At 55.9% G+C, this 21,983-nt stretch carries 19 protein-coding genes, 1 tRNA gene and 1 riboswitch; of the genes, 8 read left to right on the top strand and 12 right to left on the bottom strand.

What is annotated here, in order from left to right; translation table 11 throughout:
- Positions 1 to 18: 18 nt before the first annotated feature.
- A complete protein-coding gene (locus tag V6936_RS01825; protein WP_003802903.1) occupies positions 19 to 630 on the bottom strand; it encodes a glutathione S-transferase family protein in 612 nt (203 codons plus the stop codon).
- Positions 631 to 865: 235 nt separating this feature from the next.
- Between V6936_RS01825 and purB the strand changes: the two genes are divergently transcribed.
- Together purB and V6936_RS01835 are read left to right on the top strand one after the other, a co-directional pair.
- Positions 866 to 2,242 carry an adenylosuccinate lyase gene (gene purB / locus V6936_RS01830; protein WP_059317963.1) on the top strand — a complete coding sequence of 459 codons (1,377 nt, stop codon included), beginning with the start codon at positions 866 to 868 and terminating at the stop codon, positions 2,240 to 2,242.
- Between the two features lie 100 nt (positions 2,243 to 2,342).
- Positions 2,343 to 2,795, top strand: a complete 453-nt coding sequence (locus V6936_RS01835) for a c-type cytochrome (RefSeq protein WP_003802907.1) — start codon at positions 2,343 to 2,345, stop codon at positions 2,793 to 2,795.
- Positions 2,796 to 2,919: 124 nt separating this feature from the next.
- Here V6936_RS01835 and V6936_RS01840 read toward each other — a convergent pair whose 3' ends face one another.
- The 5 genes from V6936_RS01840 to ypfJ all read right to left on the bottom strand — a co-directional run bounded on the left by V6936_RS01840 (position 2,920) and on the right by ypfJ (position 7,226).
- A complete protein-coding gene (locus V6936_RS01840; protein WP_003802908.1) occupies positions 2,920 to 4,155 on the bottom strand; it encodes an ammonium transporter in 1,236 nt (411 codons plus the stop codon).
- A gap of 14 nt (positions 4,156 to 4,169) precedes the next feature.
- On the bottom strand, positions 4,170 to 4,508 hold the full coding sequence (locus V6936_RS01845) for a P-II family nitrogen regulator (protein ID WP_003802910.1): 339 nt from the start codon (positions 4,506 to 4,508) through the stop codon (positions 4,170 to 4,172).
- A gap of 1,220 nt (positions 4,509 to 5,728) precedes the next feature.
- On the bottom strand, positions 5,729 to 5,851 hold the full coding sequence (locus tag V6936_RS01850; RefSeq protein ID WP_003802911.1) for a hypothetical protein: 123 nt from the start codon (positions 5,849 to 5,851) through the stop codon (positions 5,729 to 5,731).
- A 372-nt stretch (positions 5,852 to 6,223) separates the two neighbouring features.
- Positions 6,224 to 6,299 (bottom strand) — tRNA-Lys (locus tag V6936_RS01855).
- Positions 6,300 to 6,371: 72 nt separating this feature from the next.
- Complete coding sequence (gene ypfJ / locus V6936_RS01860) at positions 6,372 to 7,226, bottom strand: KPN_02809 family neutral zinc metallopeptidase (RefSeq protein WP_003802913.1); 855 nt, start codon at positions 7,224 to 7,226, stop codon at positions 6,372 to 6,374.
- Positions 7,227 to 7,489: 263 nt separating this feature from the next.
- On the opposite strand from ypfJ, the gene V6936_RS01865 reads away from it, so the two are divergent.
- Positions 7,490 to 9,136: an ABC1 kinase family protein gene (locus tag V6936_RS01865; RefSeq protein WP_003802915.1), complete on the top strand. Its 1,647-nt coding sequence runs from the start codon at positions 7,490 to 7,492 to the stop codon at positions 9,134 to 9,136.
- Between the two features lie 156 nt (positions 9,137 to 9,292).
- On the opposite strand, the gene V6936_RS01870 is transcribed toward V6936_RS01865, so the two are convergent.
- Complete coding sequence (locus V6936_RS01870) at positions 9,293 to 9,991, bottom strand: cytochrome b/b6 domain-containing protein (RefSeq protein ID WP_131070709.1); 699 nt, start codon at positions 9,989 to 9,991, stop codon at positions 9,293 to 9,295.
- 77 nt (positions 9,992 to 10,068) lie between these two features.
- Positions 10,069 to 10,581, bottom strand: coding sequence for a hypothetical protein (locus V6936_RS01875; RefSeq protein WP_003802918.1), 513 nt, complete (start codon positions 10,579 to 10,581; stop codon positions 10,069 to 10,071).
- Positions 10,582 to 10,891: 310 nt separating this feature from the next.
- Between V6936_RS01875 and ribA the strand changes: the two genes are divergently transcribed.
- Complete coding sequence (gene ribA, locus V6936_RS01880; RefSeq protein ID WP_003802920.1) at positions 10,892 to 11,563, top strand: GTP cyclohydrolase II; 672 nt, start codon at positions 10,892 to 10,894, stop codon at positions 11,561 to 11,563.
- Positions 11,564 to 11,886: 323 nt separating this feature from the next.
- Here the strand turns inward: ribA and V6936_RS01885 are convergent, their stop codons facing one another.
- Complete coding sequence (locus V6936_RS01885; protein WP_003802922.1) at positions 11,887 to 12,513, bottom strand: FMN-dependent NADH-azoreductase; 627 nt, start codon at positions 12,511 to 12,513, stop codon at positions 11,887 to 11,889.
- Between the two features lie 125 nt (positions 12,514 to 12,638).
- On the opposite strand from V6936_RS01885, the gene V6936_RS01890 reads away from it, so the two are divergent.
- Complete coding sequence (locus V6936_RS01890) at positions 12,639 to 13,547, top strand: LysR family transcriptional regulator (RefSeq protein WP_003802924.1); 909 nt, start codon at positions 12,639 to 12,641, stop codon at positions 13,545 to 13,547.
- Between the two features lie 5 nt (positions 13,548 to 13,552).
- Here the strand turns inward: V6936_RS01890 and V6936_RS01895 are convergent, their stop codons facing one another.
- The gene (locus tag V6936_RS01895; protein WP_240208542.1) at positions 13,553 to 15,115 is read right to left on the bottom strand and encodes a glycosyltransferase family 39 protein; all 1,563 of its coding nucleotides are present in this window, start codon (positions 15,113 to 15,115) and stop codon (positions 13,553 to 13,555) included.
- A 90-nt stretch (positions 15,116 to 15,205) separates the two neighbouring features.
- Positions 15,206 to 15,383, top strand: a riboswitch (yybP-ykoY riboswitch).
- Between V6936_RS01895 and V6936_RS01900 the strand changes: the two genes are divergently transcribed.
- Positions 15,384 to 15,968: a TMEM165/GDT1 family protein gene (locus V6936_RS01900; RefSeq protein ID WP_336579285.1), complete on the top strand. Its 585-nt coding sequence runs from the start codon at positions 15,384 to 15,386 to the stop codon at positions 15,966 to 15,968.
- Here the strand turns inward: V6936_RS01900 and V6936_RS01905 are convergent.
- Positions 15,965 to 17,671 carry a methyl-accepting chemotaxis protein gene (locus V6936_RS01905; RefSeq protein ID WP_131070708.1) on the bottom strand — a complete coding sequence of 569 codons (1,707 nt, stop codon included), beginning with the start codon at positions 17,669 to 17,671 and terminating at the stop codon, positions 15,965 to 15,967. The genes V6936_RS01900 and V6936_RS01905 overlap by 4 nt on opposite strands.
- A 202-nt stretch (positions 17,672 to 17,873) precedes the next feature.
- On the bottom strand, positions 17,874 to 18,497 hold the full coding sequence (locus V6936_RS01910) for a helix-turn-helix domain-containing protein (RefSeq protein ID WP_240208544.1): 624 nt from the start codon (positions 18,495 to 18,497) through the stop codon (positions 17,874 to 17,876).
- 935 nt (positions 18,498 to 19,432) lie between these two features.
- Between V6936_RS01910 and V6936_RS01915 the strand changes: the two genes are divergently transcribed.
- Both V6936_RS01915 and speE read left to right on the top strand, forming a co-directional pair.
- Positions 19,433 to 20,437, top strand: coding sequence for a sensor histidine kinase (locus tag V6936_RS01915; protein WP_230406176.1), 1,005 nt, complete (start codon positions 19,433 to 19,435; stop codon positions 20,435 to 20,437).
- 174 nt (positions 20,438 to 20,611) lie between these two features.
- Complete coding sequence (gene speE / locus V6936_RS01920; RefSeq protein ID WP_336579286.1) at positions 20,612 to 21,889, top strand: polyamine aminopropyltransferase; 1,278 nt, start codon at positions 20,612 to 20,614, stop codon at positions 21,887 to 21,889.
- The last annotated feature ends 94 nt before the right edge of the window (positions 21,890 to 21,983 follow it).

Below are 21,983 nucleotides of genomic sequence, written 5' to 3' on the forward strand. Positions count from 1 at the left end.
GGTTTGCTGTCGCAACGCTCACTGCGTAGGCGGCAAGGTGCTGGCAAACGAGGGGCGCGTCTGGAGTTTCTCATCCAGGCGTTGCAAATTGCCATACTGCGAGCGCCAGTCCAGCTCCGGAAAGCGCAGGTCCAGATAACCCAGTGCGCAGCCCACGGCAATATCGGCCAGGCTAAAGCTGGTTCCCATGCAAAAGGACTGGTCACCAAGGGTGTTGTTCATGGATTGCAGAGCGGCGGTGATCTTGCTGTTCTGACGATCAATCCACGAGGGCAGACGCAGTGCTTCGGGGCGGCGGTTTTCCACCACGATGGCGACGGCGGCATCCAGCAAGCCATCGGCAATGGCTTCCCAGCATTTGACTGCAGCGCGATCACGTCCGGCTTGAGGAATCAGGCGGCCGACGGGCGAGAGGGTATCCAGATACTCGACGATCACGCGGGAGTCAAACAAATTAGCCTGATCGTCCATGATCAGACAGGGGATTTTGCCCAGGGGATTGTGTTTCAGAATATCGCTGTCATCGGCCCACACATCCTCCAGAATCAGCTCGTAATCGAGCTTTTTTTCCGCCATGACAACACGCACTTTGCGCGCGTATGGACTTGTGAGGGAAGCTAGAAGTTTCATAAAAAGCTATCAAAAGTTGCAGGCTCAAAAAGTATAGCAGGAACCTCCGGGCGAACGCCTCGCTAAGAAGGCATGACCCCATAGCGTGGAACAATGTCTTAAAACTGTGGTTTATTCGTCAAATAGCCTGGTGGCTGGTGGATTCTGTCCCTATGCCGAACACGTGGCATCCGGCTGCCAGTGCGCAATGTTAGAATGCGGGCTGACTTTATTCCCCCTTCTTTTCTGTAGAACGATGCACATAGCCGATACCCTGAGCACTCTGAATGCCTTGTCGCCATTGGACGGGCGTTATGGCAGCCGTACCGCCCCCTTGCGTGGCCTGTTGTCCGAAGCCGCATTTATGTGGCATCGCGTGGAGGTCGAAGTGGCCTGGCTGATCGGCCTGTCCGATGCAGGTTTGCCCGAATTGCCGCCTTTCTCTGCCCAGGCCCGCGAGGTACTCAAGACGCTGGTGCAGAACTTCTCGGAAGAGGATGCCGCTCGCATCAAGGCGATCGAGCGCACTACCAACCACGATGTGAAAGCCGTGGAATACTGGCTTAAAGAAAAAGTGGCCGATCACGCCGAATTGTCCGCGGCGGCCGAGTTCATTCACTTTTCCTGCACCTCTGAAGACATCAACAACACGTCGCATGCCTTGATGCTGACGCGTGCCCGTGAGCAGGTGATCCTGCCTCAGTTGCAAGAAGTGTGCGATGCCATCAAGGCGCAGGCCCGTCTGCATGCGGAACAGCCGTTGCTCTCGCGCACGCATGGCCAGCCTGCCAGCCCCAGCACCATGGGCAAAGAGTTCGCCAACGTGGCTGCCCGTTTGCAGAACGCGATTGCGGCGATTGCCGCCGTTGAGCCTCTGGCCAAATTGAACGGTGCGACGGGCAATTACAATGCGCACTTCTCGGCTTACCCCGACATTGACTGGCCTGCCTTTAGCAAGAGCGTGCTGGGTGGGCTTGGCTTGACGCAAAACGTCTACACCATTCAGATTGAGCCGCACGATTGGATGGCTGCCCTGTTTGATGCCATTGCCCGTGCCAACACCATTTTGCTGGACTTCAACCGTGACGTCTGGGGCTACATTTCCCTGGGCTACTTCAAGCAGCGTTTGAAAGAGGGCGAGATTGGTTCGTCCACCATGCCGCACAAGGTCAACCCGATTGATTTTGAGAACTCGGAAGGCAATCTGGGTCTGGCCAATGCCATGTTGCGTCACCTGTCCGAAAAACTGCCCATCTCCCGCTGGCAGCGCGACCTGACCGACTCCACCGTGCTGCGCAACCTGGGCGTGGCCCTGGGGTATAGCGTGGTCGCCTACGATGCCTGCCTGCGTGGTCTGGGCAAACTGGAGTTGAATGCCGCTGCAGTGGATGCAGATATTGATGCCTGCTGGGAAATCCTGGCCGAACCAGTTCAAACCGTGATGCGCCGCTATGGTCTGCCCCAGCCTTACGAGCAGCTCAAAGCGCTGACACGTGGCCGTGGTATTACTGAGGAAGCATTGCGCGAGTTTATTGGTGGTCTGGAGCTGCCCGCCGATGCCAAGAACTATTTGCTTGAGCTGACTCCACGCAGCTATCTGGGCGTGGCGGTGCAGTTGGCCAAGGCTATCTGAATCCAGGCGGCTGTACCTGAAAAATAGGGGGCAGCTGCCTTCGGCTTTCTTGAGCTAGTGCTTTATGAAGTGTTTTATGTTTCATCACACAGGAGTTCACATGAAGAAATTTGCGTTTCTGACCGCCGCTGCCGCCATGTGCGCGGCGTTTGTCGCGCCTGCTACGGCCCAGTTTGCCAAGCCAGAACAAGCCATTGATTACCGTCAGGCCAGCATGGCCCTGATCGGCTCGCACTTTGGTCGCATGGCTCCTGTAGCCAAAAAAGAAGCACCGTATGATGCGGCTGCGATCGCAAAGAACGTGGAAGTATTGACGGTTTTGGCTGCTTTGCCTTGGAGTGCTTTTGGACCGGGTACGGAAGGCGGCGAGACCAAAGCCGAGGCCTGGAGCGATGCTAAAGGTTTCAAGCAAGCAACCGACGAGTTCACTACTGCGATCGATAAGTTGAAAGTGGCCTCCGATTCGGGTGACTTCGATGCCTTCCGTGTGGCATTCGGCAATGTGGGCAAGTCCTGTAAGACATGCCATGATGCCTACCGCAAAGAAAAATAAGCGGCTGGTTTGCGTGTAAAAAAGCCCTCGAAAGAGGGCTTTTTCTTTTAGGCCTGTGCCTGTGTTTGAAGGGGGCAGTTTGCCTGCTGGCAAGATAAACACAAATCATGATCGGTACTCAGTGTTAGTAAGCTGTTTCGCCGTGGGTACGGATATCCAGACCTTCACGCTCATGGTCGGCGTCGACACGCAGGCCACCGCAAACGGCTTTGGCAATGCTAAAGGCAATCCAGGCAGCCAGGCCCGACCAGACCAGAGTGAGCAGTACGCCTTCGAGCTGAATCCACAACTGCATCCAGATACTGTTACCGGCGGCGGTACCTGGCCCCCCCAGAACGGGAGCGTTGAACAAGCCGGTGAGCAGAGCGCCCACAATCCCTCCCAAGCCGTGAATGCCAAAGACATCCAGCGTATCGTCGGCTCGCAGCCAGCGTTTCAGGCCGTTCACGCCCCACAGGCAAGCCAGGGACGTCATCAATCCAATGGCCAGTGCGCCAAGAGGTGCGACAAAACCGGCAGCCGGGGTAATGCCCACCAAACCGGCAATTGCCCCTGAACACGCACCGAGCAAGGAGGGATGGCCTTTGCTGATCCATTCGCCCAGTACCCAGGCGATGACGCCAATAGCGGCAGCCAACATGGTGTTAAAGAAGGCCAGGGTAGCGTTTTCATTGGCCGCCAGTGCCGAGCCTGCGTTAAAGCCGAACCAGCCCACCCACAGCAAGGCTGCGCCGATAAAGGTCAGTGGCAGGTTGTGAGGCGGCATGGCTTCACGACGATAATTCAGGCGCGGACCAATCAGCCAGGCACCCACCAGTCCCGCAATCCCGGCATTAATATGCACGACCGTACCGCCGGCAAAGTCCAGCGCACCACGGGAGTTGAGCAAGCCGCCGTGCTGGGGGTCGGCAAACCAGACCATATGGCAGATGGGCAGATAGGCCAGTGTGAACCAGATCACGGTAAAGACCAAAATAGCCGACAAGCGGGCTCGTTCGGCCAGACTGCCTACGACCAGTGCGCAAGTCAAACCGGCAAAGGTGGCTTGAAAGGACGCAAACAGCAGCTCAGGCAAAGAACCCGACATGGAGAACTGTTGGTCAGCGGCATTGAATAGGCCATTGAAAAAGACCTTGTCCAGACTGCCGATAAACGGATTGCCTGCCGTAAACGCCAGCGAATAGCCATAGATAAACCAAAGCACCACGCCCAGACTGAATACCAGCAAGGTCTGGGACAACATGGACAAGGCATTTTTTTGACGCACCATGCCTGAGTAAAACAGGGCCAGGCCCGGCGCGGCCATCATCAGTACCAGTAGCGTGGAGACCAGCATCCACGATAGATCAGCGTTGTTCATGAGGGGTTCTCCGGTTACAGGGCTTGCTCATCGCATTCGCCGGTGCGGATGCGGATGACATGGTCCAGCGGCTGGACAAAGATCTTGCCGTCACCGATGCGACCGGTGCGGGCACTGCTTTGGATGGCTTCCAGCACGCTGGGTAACTGCTCGTCGGGAATGGCCAGCTCAATGCGTATCTTGGGCAGAAAGTCGACCGCGTATTCCGCACCGCGGTAGAGCTCGGTGTGGCCTTTCTGGCGACCGAACCCTTTAACCTCGGTCAGCGTCATCCCCTGTATGCCCAGATCGGAAAGGGCCTCGCGTATCTCGTCAACCTTGAAGGGTTTGACGATGGCGGTAATCAGTTTCATAGGTGTTCCTGAAGTAAGCACAGGCAAGCCAGCCAGACGAATGCAAAGGAACACCGAAGGGGGGTAGGAGACGGTTGAGAGGGGGCCGACCAGGATGGGTAATCCTGATGGATGGCTTGAGTGCAACCGGGCATGGCCGGTTTGAGCGACTCTCCGGCTGTCAGCAAGGTGTGTGACAGCGCGAACGCAAGTGGTAGGCAAGCGGACCTGTGTTGTAGGTTGAAGAGCAACACAATTCCGGCAAGGCGAGTAAGCTAGCTAGGCACGTGACCCCGGTCTTGCCTAGTCGGTGGGCAGCGAGATAACAGCAGCGCTCTGTGACGCCTGTCTCCGCTCATCTCACCACCGCAGGAACAACGACTATGGAAAAATAATATATGTTGCGGCGCAACAAGTGCGCATTGTGTACCGATTTTTTTTTTGAATAGTCTTAACTTTGCAACATTCGGTTTGAAAAAATGCCCCGCCCGCGAACAGGCACGGTAAGCCTGTTTGTATCGCGAAAGTGTCTGGTCTGTAGGGGGGAGAGCCTCGCGGCGTCACGATCTTGGTGAACGCGGCGAGCAGGGTCAGCCTGCAACAAGGACTCAGGAGAGGGCGGTTGACAGGGCAGCCAGCGTCTAAGCGCTGCCCGGGTACGGATGTGGCCAGTTCTACAACTCGCAAGAATCAGGAAAGCAGGCCGGGGCCGGGGTGCAAGGGGCTGTTTGCGCCCGATGTGCTCTTTGAGGGGAAGGTAAGTGGTACATGCCGTCGGTTAAATGCCTGCAGGCCTCCTTGCCATAATTTGAATCCCAGGCAGGCGTCCCATTTGTCACGTTGATAGAGCCAGTGGGTCTGGCAAACGGTGCAGTGGTAAAGACTTTCCGTGCTTTGTTCGTCGGCGTCGTCGACTCGTCGGATGGGTTTGAGGTAGGGATGTCGTTGGGCGTTAGGTTGCGAGAGTGGAAGGGTTTGGCACATGATGCACATGGTGCCGCGATCTAGCTGGGCCATACAATGCTCCTCAAATAATTTTGCGGTTGATGTAATAGCGTTTGCAATTTGGCAGGCCAATCATCGTGGAGTGATGGCTTGTAATAAATGTCACTACGATTCACTGTACTGCAGAAAATGTAGCAACCATTTCAGGCCGCATCTCAATGTAATGACATGCGACCCGTTGAGGATATGAGCGCAGGGCTCGAACGCAGGCGAAGCAGCCGGTCTCGAGCAAAGGTTTACGGTTTTTTCCGGGCCGGAGGCTCATTGCCCGGGATCTTTTTGGGATCAGGTTCGGGGTTGGGCGTCTTGCCTGGAGGCGTGGTGTCGGGAGCTTTGGTGGGATCAATCGCATTTAGCATGAACATCTCCTGGCTAAAGTGATCTTCCAGCGTATCGGATTTCTGGCGCAGACATCGTAAACAACTATGACGACCTGGAAGGTCTTGCCCGTTTTTTTCGGTTGCAAGTCACGGCAAGTCTGCGTGTCGAGAAAGACGATCAGGCTTCCGTCCCGATAACCCGGCTGTGTAGCGTTGACACATGGCGTGTGAGTTGGCTGATTGGGGGGGGCACCTTGGAGCAGCTCGACACTGGATGGTCTAAGTTGGCCTTTGAGGGTGAGGACGCAAAAAAGCCCGCTCTATGGCGGGCTAATTTACGAGTTTGCGGAGCAATGTGTGATTTGCGGAGCAAACGTTTACAGAGAAATCTTCTGTAAGTCGCAAGATACTTGGTGGGTCGTGACAGACTCGAACTGTCGACCAATGGATTAAGAGTCCAGTGCTCTACCAACTGAGCTAACGACCCCCGTTTCCTGCGAAGAAAAAGATTATAGAACGGAAATTATTCACCACAAGGTATGGTTACATAATTTTACGTTTATCCAAGCTTCGGATCGGGCCGACTGAACGTGTCACACATTTTTAACTGACCGGTTTTATACCCTTCCATGAACCAGGCCATGCGCTGTTGCGAACTGCCATGGGTAAAGGAATCGGGCACCACATAGCCTTGAGATTGCTTCTGCAGCGTATCATCGCCTACTGCTTGAGCAGCATCCAGTGCGGAGCGAATGTCCCCCGGCTCCAGAATCTGGCGTTGGGCATCGGCGTGATTGGCCCATATGCCCGCATAGCAGTCGGCCTGCAGTTCCAGGCGCACGGAAGCCTGACGAGCCTGTGAGGCCGAGCCGCTGCGACGGGCTTCATCTACGCGACGCATCATGCCCAGTTGATTCTGAACGTGGTGACCAACCTCGTGCGCAATAACGTAAGCGGGCGCAAAGTTGCCTTTGACCCCCATCGCGTGTTCCATCTCGGTAAAAAAGCCCAGGTCAATATAGAGCTTTTGATCGGCAGGACAGTAAAACGGTCCCATTGCCGATTGGCCTGCACCACAAGCCGTGGGAGTCGATCCACGATACAGAACCAGCACAGGATCGCGGTAGCTGCCATTGGTCTGCTTGGCAAAAATATCGCGCCATACATCCTCGGTTTCACCCAGGATTTTGGCAATAGTCTGTCCCTGCGCATCCGAGGCGGGAACCGGTTGAGATTGTGGGGCGGGAGTCGGGCCCTCGGCCAGGTTCAGCACCACGCTGGGGTCGACCCCGAAGTACATGGCCACCAGGGCCAGAACAATGGTCCCCAAGCCGATCTTGCCGCCGCTCAGGCGTGGCCCATTGGCACGGCGGTCCTCGACATTACGGCTGGAGCGAGACTTATCCAGACGCATCACGCTCTCCTTGAATTTGAAAACGTCAATGTACTCTGATTTCGAGGCTGTGGCCGACTCGTTTTCGATTCTTGTCATCGGTTCCGAGCAGCGGGGCGTTCCTTACCTCCTGATGACAAGTTATTGAATTACCGAGATTAATGGGACTTGTCCAAAGGCTATCCCCGTGCTTGCCCACTGAAAATGTGGATAAGTGGACAAGTGGTTCAGGCAGACACTGGGGTATGCTAGTTTCTTCAGGCCTAGCCTACGGGAGACGCAGTATGTTGGGAGGAACCTTATTGGCCTTGCGCGACCATGCACGAGTCCGTGCCATTGGAGCAGTCATTGCTCGATATGGGATTGGCGATGTGATGCATCGGCTGGGCTTATCGGAGCTGTTGCCCGGCAGCAAAACCCCGATGGCGACGGAGATGCCTGAACGTTCGGCACCGGAGCGCCTGCGACGTGCGTTGGAGGAACTGGGGCCTACCTTTATCAAGCTCGGTCAGATATTGGCCACGCGCAATGATTTGTTGCCGCTGGAATGGACCCAGGAGCTGGAAAAGCTACAAGGTCATGCCGCGCCCGTGCCTTGGGAAACCATGAAACCCGAGCTGGAACGGGCCTTGGGGCAAACCGTGGAGCAGGCCTTTGCGAGTTTTGACAGGCAGGTGCTGGCTTCGGCGTCCATGGCGCAGGTGTATCGCGCCTGCCTGCGTGATGGTGCACAGGTCGTGGTGAAGGTACAGCGCCCCGGTCTGGAGCCCTTGATCCAAGCCGACCTGCGTTTGTTGAAACAGATTGCCCGCCTGGTCCAGCAGCAGGGCTTGCTGCCCGAGTATCGTCCTTACGATATTGTGCGAGCCTTGGCGGAGGCGATTGCCGATGAACTGGACTTTACGCGCGAAGCTGCCAATACCGTGGCGGTGCGCGAGAACATGCAGCCCTTCCAAGACATTGTGGTTCCGCGTGTCTATATGGAGTGGACCAGCGCGACCGTCATGGTGCAGGAGTTTGTGCCAGGGGTCTCGCCTATTCAAGAGGCACAGTTGCAGGCCATTGAGGCGGATCGTCCTTTGTTGGCCCGCCGTGGTGCGCTGGCTTTTCTGCATATGGTCCTGGAGGATGGGCTGTTTCATGCCGACCCACACCCCGGCAATATGATGGCTTTGCCGGGCAATAAGGTCGCCTTTATTGACTTTGGCCTGGTGGGTCATTTAACAGAGCGTCGTCGTCAACAACTGCTGATCTTGCTGCGTGCCATTGTGGATGGGCAGGCAGAGGGAGTGGCCACCACCTTGCTGGATTGGTCGGGAGCAGAAGATTTTGATTGGAGTCGGCTGGAAGAGAGTGCTCAGCGTTATGTAGCCCGACAAAGTAAAGGGCTTCTGTCCATCTCGGTTGCTTTGCTGGATTTCATGGCTCTGGCGCGTGAAAACCATTTGATTTTGCCGCCGGACCTGGCCTTGCTGTTCAAGGCTTTTATTACCGCCGATGGCGTGCTGAAACGCCTGGACCCTCAATTTGATGTGGTCGAAGTCGCGCAACCGGTCATCTTGGCCTTGATGCGCAAACAGTACTCGCCTGGCCGGGTGTATGCGGACTTGCAACGCAGCCTGCTGGAGTCCCGTCAATTGGCTATGGACGCCCCCCAGTTGCTGCGCCTGCTGATGCATCGGGTTCGGCAAGGAAAGATTTCAGCGCGCATTCAAGTTGAGGGGATGCCCCGTCTGGCTGCTTCACTGGAAAAGGCGGCAACGCGTTTGGCGATCGCCATAGTAACGGCTGCTTTTGTCTTGATTTTGGGGCCGGTGCTGGTGACGCGCGGCCCCTCCTGGCTGGGGCTGACGATTTTCAGTTGGGCAGGCCTGCTGGCCGCCTTGCTGGGTCTGGTTCTGGTTTTATGGGGGTTTTGGCGGCGGCGTTAAACAACACCGACGCCGATTTCAGGTCTTTTGTGCATAGAGTGCTCAAGCGGCTAGTCACCGCCCAGTTTAAAAGACGGCCAGTAAAAATGCGGCTCAGCCCAAACAGTCCCCGCATTATCCCCAGGTTTATTCACAGTTTCTGGGGATAAGTCGAGCTTACATAAAGTCATCCATGCCGCCCCCTGTGGGGGCCAGACCAGTCAGCCAATACACACCCGCGGCGATCAGTGCGGCGATGATCAGAGCGAGCAAACGGGTTTTCCAGGTGTCGGTACTGGCAGGCAGTGGGGCTTGAGCCGGAACAGGCATAGTGCCTTTGACCATGACACTGGTTAATTTCTGACCACGCAGCACGCGATACAGGAAAATGGCCAGGACATGCAAGCCAATGATGGCGAGCATGATGCCTTCGTTGGCTTTGTGCAGGCCTGTCAGTGTCTTGGACCAGTCGCTGCTCAGATAAGCCAGCGGGCCGGCGGTGAAGATGTCGTCATTGGCAAACAATCCAGAAACCGCCTGGAAACCAAAGACGATCAGCATGATCCAGACAGACCAGGCGCCGACAGGATTGTGGCCCGGATAGAGGTTTGGTTTGTCACGCAGGTAGCGCAGGCTGCGGGACGGATTGGGCAGGAAGTGGCTGAAGCGGGAGTAGTAACCGCCGACCAGGCCCCAGATCAGGCGAAAGGCCAACAGCCCCAGCGCCAGCAGACCAAAGCGTACATGCCAGTCCATCCACAGACCGCCAGCCTTGATGGTCACAAAGCAGCCCACAATGCTGATTACCAACAGCCAGTGGAACAGACGGGTGGGTAAGTCCCAGATAAGTAAAGGGCGAGTCGAGGAAGCGTGCATAGGGAAAATCCGCAGAGACAGAGACACCTGATTATAGTCAGTGTTGCTCTGAAATCTGCGTGACCCCGCCGCCTGCTTTAGGGTTTGGGCTGACGACGTTTGCGCAAGCTGATTTTGCGACCGTCGTAGCGATACTCGTCGATGACGCCGGGAGTATCTTGATTGGGGGTTTCCATGATCAAGGTGCGACCATGATTGCGAACCCGTATTTGCGCACTGCAGGAACCAAAGGCAGGCGAGACGTTGTAGCCCTTGGGTGAGACGGTCACCCAGTGGTAGTTGATGGAGCAGCCCCCCAGGCCCTTGTCGACTGAGATCAGCGCGGTTTGCTCGTTTGGCTGTCGGAACGCGTAGGGGATATTGATCAGGCCTTTGAGTTCAGGGGCGATGATCTGAGCGTCCAGTTGCAACTGGGCCTCATAAATATAGTCGCTTTGACTGACATGCAATGTTCCGTAGGGGCTGTCCAGGCTCAATTGCGAAGGCGGTTGCGGCCAGGTCTGGCTTGCCGCGCTATGGGCGACAAACGGTTGCAGGGCTAAGGTCAGCCCAATCACAACATGGCGAATAAAGACCGTAGAGGCGGGCATGATCGATCACGGTTGAGGATGATCCGGGCTAGGCGAGCAACACAAAGCGCCATAGATCATCTGTATTTGTAAGTTTCATAACATTTTATGTATTTACATGCTGCGTAGAATACCGGATCGCAGAACTTTTCGCTATAAGGATAGGCACATAAGGTCAGTCTTGCCTTGTGATCTCCTGGGTAAACAGGCTCGATTAGTCCTGAAAAGCATCGAGTCAAAGACATAAAGAAACAGGCTGAATTGGGCTATGATTGATAAGTTACCCTGTATGGGGTTCAGCCGCATTTCTTCGTTGCAGCAGAGACTTATTATGCAATCCATCCCGGATGCCGCACTGGTATCAGAATCGGGCTCCACGCTTGCCGCCCCGCAGGCCAAACCCGGCGATTTATTGGACTATGTCAGTTCCAGCCGTTTGCCAACACCTTGGGCTGTTTTTCAGATTCATGTGTTTGTTGAGCGTAGTAACCAAAAAGAACATGTCTTGTTAACTCTGGGCGATGTAGCCGATGGCGAACCCGTCCTGGCCCGTGTCCACTCCGAATGCCTGACGGGCGATGCCTTGTTCAGCTTGCGCTGTGATTGCGGGCCGCAGTTGCAGTTGGCTTTGGAACGGATTGCCACTGCAGGCCGTGGCGCCTTGATGTATCTGCGCCAGGAAGGGCGCGGTATTGGGCTGGTTAACAAGATTCGCGCCTATAACCTGCAGGATCAGGGGGCGGATACGGTCGAGGCCAATGAAAAACTGGGCTTTCCGGCCGATATGCGTCGCTACGATATTTGCAAGGATATGCTGTCCCATGTGGGCATCCAGAAACTACGTTTGATGACCAATAATCCCCGCAAGGTGAAAACCCTGCAGGAAATCGGGATTGATGTGGTCGAGCGTGTGCCACATCAAATTGAAGGCAATCCTTTTAATGCCAGTTATCTGAACACCAAGCGCTTGCGCCTGGGCCACTGGCTGGAAACGGACGAGTAGCGCAGTGCCAGTCTGGGCGCTGGCGCTTTGGCTTCAGCCTGGACGTTCTCGCTTGGAAAAAGGGCCCTTCACAGGCCCTTTTTTTGTGGGCGCCAGCCTACGATGACCTGGGTGGTGCGCCGGAGACGGGTCAATAGGCTGGACGCTAGAGACACAAAGCAGGACTGTGACAAAAGGCCAGACGCTATAAAAACAAAGCCAGACGGGACTGGGGTCGCCGTCTGGCAATGGGTCGGGTTAGCCTGAACTTTTGGGGGTGAAACAAGCCCCCGTTTCCGGGCGATGCCCTGTGGCGGTCCTATTGGCTTGGACCGCGTTTGTTTTTAAGCCGTACTCTTTTCCAGCAAGGCGCTGACACTGGCTTTGGCGTTTTCTATAATCTGCTCTCGCAGCTCCGGAGCCTTGCCCAGACCTTCTGCGTACACGATGCGCAGATCTGTCACACCCATGAAGCCAAACATCACACGCAGGTAGCTTTCCTGGTGTTCCATGGCCTGGCCCTGCTCCGACTCGGAGTAGATGCCGCCACGGCTCAAGACCAGATAAACCGTTTTGTTACCCGCCAGACCTTCTGGGCCATTGCTGGTGTAGCGGAAGGTGCGACCTGCCTGGGCCAGGCGATCCATCCAGGCTTTGAGCTGGCTGGGAATGGTGAAGTTGTAGAAGGGGGCGCCAATCACAACCACATCCGAGGCCAGGAACTGGCTCAGGTATTGTTCGGTGATCGCGTTCTCGGCGCGCTGACGTTCGGTCAGGGTGGCAGGGTCCAGGCCCAGGCGCATTCCCAGTGAATCAGCCGAGAAGTGAGGAGGAGGGTTCAGGGCCAGATCCACATGCTCCACTTCTACCTGCTCATTTTGCTGGCGCAACTGATCCACCACAAATTGGGAAAGTTCGCGGGAAACGGAGTGGGCGCCGGTGATGCTGGAGTCTACGTGTAGCAGTTTCATAATGTTGGGATCCAAAGCGATGAAGGAATGCTTGTCATTATGTTGGATGACCCTGCCTTTGATAAGCCGGCTTTTCTGAGAAAGATTATTCTACTTTTGTCTGTAATCCTGGAAAACTATCCTGTATGTATGACTTAAATGACATGGTGCTGTTCACCGAAGTGGTGCAACGGGGCGGCTTTAGCGCGGCTGCCCGGCACCTGGGCATGCCCCCGTCGCGTGTATCGCGGCGCCTGAGCCGTCTGGAGGCCGAGGTGGGCGTGCGCTTGTTGCAACGCACGACTCGTAGCCTGTCGCTGACCCCGGCCGGCGAGGTGTTCTTGCGCCATTGTCAGGCCATGCGAGATGAGGCCGAAGCCGCCTATGCGGCCGTCGCGCAGGTGCAGCAGGAGCCACGCGGGCTCTTGCGGATCAGTTGCCCGGTTACCCTGGCACATACGGTGCTGTCGACGGTGTTTGCGCAGTTTCTGGTTCGCTACCCCCAGGTCGAGCTGGAGGTGGAGGTCAGCAATCGCGTGGTGGACCCGGTAGCCGATGGTATCGATGTGGCTTTGCGGGTGCGCAGCACCTTGAGCGACAGCGCCAGCTATATCGTCAAACGTCTGGGGGAGACCGGCTCCATTCTGGTTGCTCAGCCTGCGTTGCTGGCGCTTTTTGAGCCGGTGCGTGGGCCGACAGATCTACTCAAGTTGCCCACAGTCGCGATGTCGGCCCGGCAAGGTCAGAATGAATGGGAGCTGTATGGTCCTGATGGCGCCAGTCTGACGATAACGCATCGGCCCCGTTACATGGCTTCCGATTTGCTCACCTTGCGCGAGGGGGTGGAGCAGGGAATAGGCGTGGGCATTTTGCCCGACTATATGTGTTGCGAGGCCTTGCAGGCCGGGCGTTTGGTGCAGGTTCTGCCCCAGTGGGCGCCATTGCCGGGCATTATTCATGCCGTATTTGCCTCCCGCCGGGGCATGGCCCCGGCGGTACGGCATTTCCTGGATTACCTGGGTGAGCAACTGCCGGTGCATCATCCCCAGATTTGACAGACTTACCGCTTGGGGGTGCTCAAGTGGCAGCTGGGTTGGGCAGGCACAATGGCCCAGTTCAGGTCGATCATGGGACTGCGCTCGGACGACCAACGCTGTTGCGCCAGCCCTTTGATGGGGGCCTGCTCGTATAGCTTGAGCAATGCTGCCGGTGGCTGTCCGCGGGTTTGCAGGCTGTACACGACGAGGGCCCCACACACCATGTCCCGAGGCAGGGTCAGCCAGGGCGAGGCGGCGGGATCGGCATCAATGAAGACCATCACGTCCTGTCCGGCATGGACCGCAATATTTCCGCCCAGCCACGTGTCGGCAACCACGACTTTCAGAGGGATGCCGGGCATATGTTCGTTCCAGATGGCCTGCATTTGGGCAGATATTTCAGGACCCGGAAAGGTAGAGCGTGAATCCCGGCCTTTGTACCAGGCCAGCGGGCCTCGGGCCAGCGCGTAGCCGGATGCCAGCAAAATCTGCAGCACGATCACAATAATGGCGACCCGCCGCAATTGGACCTTGTCCTTGCCGCGCATGAACCACAAGGCGAAAAAACCGTACAAGACAAAAAAGGTCGTGGCCCAGGAGGCGACCAGACGTGTCCCCAGGACGGCCGAAACCAGAACCGTGCTGACAAACGGTGTCAGACCTACCCACAGCAAAAACTGTTTGTCGCGCTGGGAAATATCGACAGCGTAAGACGGCGTGCCTGGCAGGCCAGGATCAGACGAGCTCCGCTGTTTTTGATCACGGCGATTCCAGATGCCCAGGGCAATCATGGCGACCAGCATGGGGCTGAGCCGACCGAGCTGATCCAGGCAGAAGGAGAGTAATTCCTTGTAGGCTTCCCAGCGGGTGTGGGTCTCCAAGGAGCCGTCCATATAGCGAAACGGCGCGAAGTCATTCTTGAATAACCAGTACAAATGCGGGGAGAGCACCACCACATAGGCGAGCAGAGCCAGACCCAGTCCTGCCCAGGTCTGCCGCTGTCGCCACATACCGCTGCGCAAAAAATACAGGAAAAATGCCGTGAACAAAATAACGGCACTGTACTTGGTGACCGTAGACAGGGCCGCGACGGCACCTAGCCATAACCAGTCAGCCGGTCTCTGGTCTCGCCCCGCCCGATAGAAAAACCAGGTGGCTGCGGTGACGGACCATAGTTGAGCGGTGTTGTGATTGAAAATGGTTCCGCGCAAAGAAAAGTAGATGCTGACCGAGCTGATGAGCAGCACCATAAAAGCGCGCTCGGGGTTCAGAAACTCGCAGGCCAGTTTCCAGATGAACCACAGACCCAGAACAGAAGCGCTCATGCCGGCGGCGAAGCTCAGCCAGGCAGGGCGCCCGACCACACTGGTCAAGGCTGCCATCACCCAGGAGGGTAAGGGGGGGTGTTTCAGGTAGCCTAGCTCGAAGCTGGCCGACCAGACCAGCTCTTCCATGCCGTCCAGGTCTGGTGCTTTGTGGCTGATGGCCATCAAAATGGTCCACAGCAACACCATAAACAACAAATACAGCAATACGGAGCGCTGATAGGCGTCGGATCGGGCAGATGCTGGGGTTTGGACAGTCATGCTTGGAGTGCGTAGGTGTAAATCAGCAAGTGTACTGTGTCTACGTTGAAACGCTTCAATTGGACAGGGACGATAATCTGGGCTACGATGCGCTTCGTCATTAGGGAGTAGCCGCTTCGACTTATCGAAGATCAGCGTCAACATACTTGACCTACACAAGGTCATGGCGCTGGTAGCAACTTAGCCTGGCAAGACTTTTGACCATAGACCTTCGCGTTTGGCCGGGGGGGTTTGTGGTCATCTGTCTCTTATCCGGCCAGGAGTTGTTATGGAAGCGTTGTTTATCTCCACGGGTGTGGTTGCCTTGGCAGAAATTGGGGACAAAACCCAGTTACTTGCCTTTATTCTTGCGGCCCGCTACAAACGCCCTTGGCCCATCATTCTCGCCATTTTCATCGCAACCCTTGTCAATCACGGTTTGGCAGGTGCCATTGGAGCCTGGGTTCCTGCGCTGTTGGACCCGAACGTATTGCGCTGGGTGCTGGGCATTTCCTTTCTTGCCATGGCCATCTGGATTCTGATTCCCGACAAGATCGATGACGCTGAAGCGACACGGACACGGTTTGGCGTGTTTGGAACGACCTTGATTACTTTTTTTCTGGCCGAGATGGGCGATAAAACCCAGATCGCTACGGTTGCCTTGGCGGCTCAATATCAGCAGTTCTGGTGGGTTGTGCTCGGGACGACCTTGGGCATGATGCTGGCCAATGCGCCTGCTGTTCTGTTTGGCGAGCGCATCGCCCGCCGTTTGCCCACCCAACTGGTGCACCGGATTGCCGCCTGTATCTTTGCTGTGTTGGGCCTGGTAGCCTTGCTGGGCGGAGTAGAAAGCCTGGGTTTCCAGGCCAGCTAGGTCCCTGATGCCCGCTGTCGTGGCCGGCCTGGGGGAACGGGCTGGCGACGAGCGCTTTCCAAGGTGACAACGGGTGCCAGAGCACGGGAATGGGCGGGAACAGGGGCATGGTGAGCCTTTTCCTTGTCACCATGATTCAGAACGCTGATGGCTTCCTGCAGCTCGGCGCCGTTCAGGTTTAATTCCCGGGCGGTTTCACTCAGATCCTGGACCAGCACGGCATTATCGCTGGTAATTTGGTCCACCTGCCGCAAGGCCTGAGTCAGTTGGCCCAGACCGATACTTTGCTCGCCGGTGGCGGCTGAAATCTCGCCCATTAAATGGGCGACCTCGGACACAGAGGTCAGAATTTCCTGCATGGTCTGGCCCGCATGGGCGGCATGGTCTGCACCTTCAGCACTCAAAGCCTGGGTTTGCGTCACCAGTTGCTTGATCTCATCAGCCGCTTGTGCCGCTTGCTGGGCCAGCGAGCGCACTGCTGAGGCAACCACCGCAAAGCCTTTGCCGGCCTCGCCAGCTCGGGCCGATTCAATAGAGGCATTGATCGACAGGATGTTGGTTTGAAAGGCGATGTTGTTGATCATCGCCACGATCGTGCCAATATGTTGCGAGCTCTCCAGGATCTGCTGCATGGACACGGTCACCTTCTGTACCGCCTCGTTGCCGCGACTGGCAATATCAGCGCTGCGGCTGGCCAGCTCATGGCTGGCTTTAGCGTTTTCCGCTGTCTGCAAAACAGTTTGACCAAAGGAGCTCATGCTGGCCGTGGTCTCTTGTATGGACGCGGCCTGCTCGTGCGTGCGGGCCTCCAGCAAGGTGCTGTTGTCGGACAGTTGCCGGGCCACTTGCTGATTGTTTGCACAACTGTTGTCGACATCCGTGCTGATGCTCATCAGGCTTTTGCGCATCAAATCCAGGTTTTGCCCCAGTGTTTCGAGCTTGCTGACCTCGGGCCCACGCGTATTGACGGTCAGGTTGCCTGCGGCAATCTGTTGGGCAATGTGGGTGGCGGTTCTGAATGAGCCCAGAACGCGCCGCATCAAAAGCGCCTGGTAGCCCAGGATCACCAAGGTTCCTGCACCTAGTGCACCGGCCAACAGAAACATGCTGCGCTCAGGCATCTCCGTATTCAGGATCATGGCGATGATGGTGCCGGTAATGCCCAGATTCAACAGGCCTTTACGTAAGAACGCTGCCAGCAGACTGGGGCCACCCAGGAAACGAAGGGCGGCAAAAGGGCGCCGCCAACTGCGGGCGACGATCTGGCCAGCACGCAAGGCTCGCGAACCGAGGCGACCTTGACGCAACTCCTGGTAAAACTGCTCAGCCGTTTGAATATCCTGAGATTTGGCTCGCACGCGCACTGAAGCAAAGCCGGTCAATTCACCTTGTTCAATAATCGGACTGGCATGGGCCATGACCCAGTAAAAACCACCATCTTTACGGCGATTCTTGACGATCCCCACCCACGAGCGCCGTTGCTTGAGCGTATGCCATAAGTCGGCAAAGACTTCGGCAGGCATGTCAGGATGGCGCACGATGTTGTGCGGAGCACCGATGAGTTCTTGCCGACTGAAACCGCTGACTTCCACAAATGCCGGGTTTGCATACACAATGCGTCCCGCCAGATCGGTCTTGGAAATCAGGTACTGTTCGTCCAGCAACTCGGTCTCGATGCCAGTAACGGGCAGATTCTTGCGCATGGCCTTCCCCCTTGCACTTTTGGATCAGAAACAGACTCCAGATGGAACTGATCAATTTCTTGTTGCGTTTTTTCGTGAATAGTATCATTTGAATCATTTTCTATGTCAAAAATAAAAAAATGATAATTAAATGAGGTTTTTCACCATAAAACGATATAAATTGAAATAAATGATCCGTGTGGGTGCCGGGAAGGGCGTGCGGTCAGGATGGCAGATACTGGGCGTGGAAGGCTTCGCTGAGCAGCTGCAGCAGCAAGGCAATAGGGATGGGCTTGGACAAAGCGGTCGCGTTGCTGGGCAGACCCCCGCGGGCATGGATGTCAGCCGCACTCAAAGCGGAAATGACATAGATCTGGGTGTGTTCGGTTTCACGAGCGTCTGCCAGGGCTTTGAGCATGGCAAACCCATCGAGCTTGGGCAGATTCAAATCCACAATCAGAACATCGGGATGAAAGTTGCCGGCGGCGATCAGACCCTTTAGTCCGTCTTGCTCACAACGTAGTTCGATCGGAAAGGGCAGATGCTCCATAGCCATACGGTAAATCGCCAGCAAATCCGGGTCGTCTTCAACGACCAGCACACGCAAGCACGGCTCACCGCTGCAAGCGGGTGCATCGGGGGAGAGTGGGGGTTCGGCGGCTTGCACCCCGGTGTGCCCCTGTCGCTCTTGCAAGACGGCTTGTACGGACGCACGGTCAATGCGTCGGTGCCCGCCTTGGGTTTTCCAGGCCTTCAGGGTCCCGGCTTCTACCCAAAGTTGTACGGTGCGTACAGACACACCCAGTAAATCAGCAGCCTGCCGAGTGGAGTAAACGGCGTCGTTCATGGAGTCAAATAATTGAAAGCAGGCCAGACCGGGGCAGTCCAGTCAATGCGCCCCGATGTAGCAGTGCAGAGTGTAGAGACGATATTAGTAAGTAGAAAAATACTAATAATGGCAATGGTAAGGGGCCTGTTCATGCCAAGTGATAGGCAGAGTATTCGACACACACGCTTCTAATATCTCCGTTTTTCAGATGTTCATGCTTCTTCAGGGAGCCACTTCAATCTGGCGGGTCTGTGAACCTGGACTCGCCTTGCTGATTTTACGCGTAACCCTTGCGCTGTCGTGTTACCGGACGAACCCAGTGTGGGCCGCTGAACACACTTGGAGTGTGACGTCGTGCTTGGGTTCCAGCGCGTAGCTGGCCGCAGGAGAGCAGCCCGAAAGGGTGTTAGCACCCTAGCATTTATTTTGGATGCTAACCTTGATTCTAATCAGTGTTTATGAAATAAATAGGGCGATATTTTGTCCAAGACTGCTGTTTTTCTCAAAGAAATTTTATGCGCCTTATGGTACGGCTGTTTACGTTTCTGAGCAGTAGGACGGGTTCGTCTGGTGCCGATCTTTTTAAAAATACAGATACCTTTCCCATCGTCGCGCTTAATTGTCATAAATTAAAGTTATTAGGCGCTTAATCGTTAATTTCACCTTAGCCGACACGAAAGCATCGGCATGTCACTCATCCCATCGAAAAAATGTCTGGCTCCTGGCTTGGACCTGCTTTTTTGCTGCATGGTGATGACAAATGCACTGAGGCAGGCGCAGTGCTTGTTTTGGGACGGAAATAGGGGATTGGATTGTTGCTCACACTATTTGCGAGTTTTTTGATCGGGCAACGCTCGTTTAGCAAAACGGCGGTACCCGTACGGCCCCGGCTTGCTTATACAAGAGTACGCCGCTCTGAACAGATGCTCGATGCCTTGCCCGACGCGGTCATTATGTTTGACTCCTGTGGACATATAGAAGGTAGCAATCGGGCCATGCGCGATTTGCTCGATCAGGCGGATATCAAAAAGGGGGTCTCTGACTTGTTCGATTTTTTTCAGGGACTGGAAAAAAGTTTGCGGGTGGACTTGACCTATCTGTTGCCCGGCATTAGCCGGGTAATTCAACGGATTCAGAATCCTTTTTTTTATCTTCATCAAGACGGGGAAGGGGAGCAGGTACGGGCCTTGGAGTTTCATGCTTACGCCGCGCCTGCGCCGGATAAGGCTACCTTGCTGATGATTCGCGATGTCAGTGCCAAAGTGCAGCAGGAGCGGGAGCGTGCGGACTGTTTTGCGGTGGCAGCCCATGAAATACGCTCTCCCTTGGCCGCCATTAGCGGCTATATCCAGTTGCTGCAGCTGGAAACTCCGCCCACGGCGCGAACCAACAAAATTTACACACAATTACATGAAAAAGTTCGCGGTGTGGATGTGCTGCTTAATGATCTGGCGCGCCTGAACCGTCTGGAGTATGAGGCAGGCGACGGCAAAGAGTGGCGCGAAGCAGATTTACGGGCCGTGTTGCGTTTGAGTCTGCGTGCTTTTCACGATCAGCGCCACCGCCTGCGTCTGGAGCTGCCTTCGCATGGCTTATGGGCTCGTGTGGATATGGTTCCTTTGCAGGTGGGTTTGCGCAATGCCCTGGAGAACGCGCTTAAGTATTCCGCCCCCGATACGATGGTGACCGTGCGTTTGCAAGTTGGAGAGCCCGGATGGGCCTGTATTGAAGTGCTGGACCAGGGGCCGGGCATTGACCCACTTTATAAAGAGAAGGTCTTTGACAAGTTCTTTCGTCTACCCGGTCAGCAGGTGCAAGGCAGTGGGCTCGGCCTGTCTATCTTGCGATCAGTGCTGCGGCATCATGGTGGCCGAGTCTATTTCAAGGAGCGCCCCGGTCCCGGGGCTCATTTGGTCATGGAGTTGGTTCTGCTGCCTTCCGCAGCGTATATACCTTAATCTTCTCTAAAATAGGGTTATTTTCATATATTTAAGTTTGATATAAGGTACAATTTGCGCTCTTTTCGATGAAGCGAGGTGATCGCCATTCCAGGTGCACCTCGCTTTACAGTTTTTACGTTGCGGTCATCTCGTTGGTAGGGAGCGCAAAATCCGTTAAAGGAGCACACGATTATGCAAGGCTTGCACTTGACCGCAGACCTTTACCAATGTGCATGCAGCCCCGAGCTGCTGATCGATGCCCAGAAACTGGCTGATTTTTGCCGCCAGCAAACTGTTGATGCTGGGCTGACGATCGTGGGTGAGGAGTGGCAGGCATTTCCCGATTTCGAGGGGCAGCCCGGCGGAGTAACCGGCGTCCTGTTGCTGGCCGAGTCTCATTTGGCCATTCATACCTGGCCCGAGCGGGGTGGCGTGACGCTGGACGTTTATGTCTGCAACTTCATGCAGGACAACTCCGGCAAGGCGACCCGTCTAATTAACGGGATTGAACAGGCTTTCAAGCCAGGCCAAGCACAGCGCAACCGTTTGTGGCGTGGTGAAGCGGATGGCCCGGCTCATGCGGGCGAGCTGCTGACTGAAAACCTGAACAAAGACGCCCTGTATGGCTTTCGCTTTACCGAGCGCCTGCTCGAGCGCCAGACCGCCTTTCAGCGCCTGGAGCTGCTGCGTTCCGAAACCCTGGGTACCACCTTGCGTCTGGATGGCTGCATGATGACGTCCGAGGCCGAGGAATTTTTCTACCATGAGGGCCTGATCCACCCGGCCGCCATGGCACACCCTGAACCCCGTCGCGCCCTGATCGTGGGTGGCGGTGATGGCGGCGCATTGGAAGAGCTGCTGAAATACCCCAGCCTGGAGCATGTCTCTTTGGTGGAGCTGGATGGCGAGGTAATCGAGGTGGCTCGTGAGCACCTGCAGTCCATTCACAAGGGGGCGTTTGACAACCCGCGGGTACGGATTCAGATTGAAGACGGCGCTCAGTTCTTGGCTAATACCCAGGACCGGTTTGATCTGATCTATCTGGATCTGACCGATCCGGAAACACCGGCAGGCCCCTTGTACACAACAGCATTCTTTGAGTCCTGCAAAGGTGCGTTGGCCAGTGGTGGAGCCTTGGTACTGCATCTGGGATCGCCGTTCCATGAAAGCCAGCAGGTCCAAGACCTGAGCCACTCGCTCGCCAGCGTATTTGCTCAGGTTCATGCTTATGGTCTGCATATTCCGCTTTACGGCTCGTACTGGGGGCTGGCGATTGCATCTGACGAACTGAACCCTCGTGCTTTCTCTGCCGAGCAGATCCAGGATCGTCTACAGCAGCGCATGAGCCGCGATAATCAGGATTCGCTGCAGTTTTACAATGCCGATGTGCATGGCGCCTTGTTTGCACTGCCAACGTTCTACCGCCGTCTGGTGCCGGTCAATGAAGTCAAGCTGGAAGAGGTCTGCTAAGACGGTTCTGTACCGTTAGGGTCTGACGACGGGCAAACTCTGCAATGGAAAAAAACCCTGATCGTGTGTCGATCAGGGGATTTTTTTTGTGCCG

The organism is Alcaligenes sp. CHO6 (genome assembly GCF_037120595.1).
Lineage (GTDB): Bacteria > Pseudomonadota > Gammaproteobacteria > Burkholderiales > Burkholderiaceae_B > Alcaligenes > Alcaligenes ammonioxydans.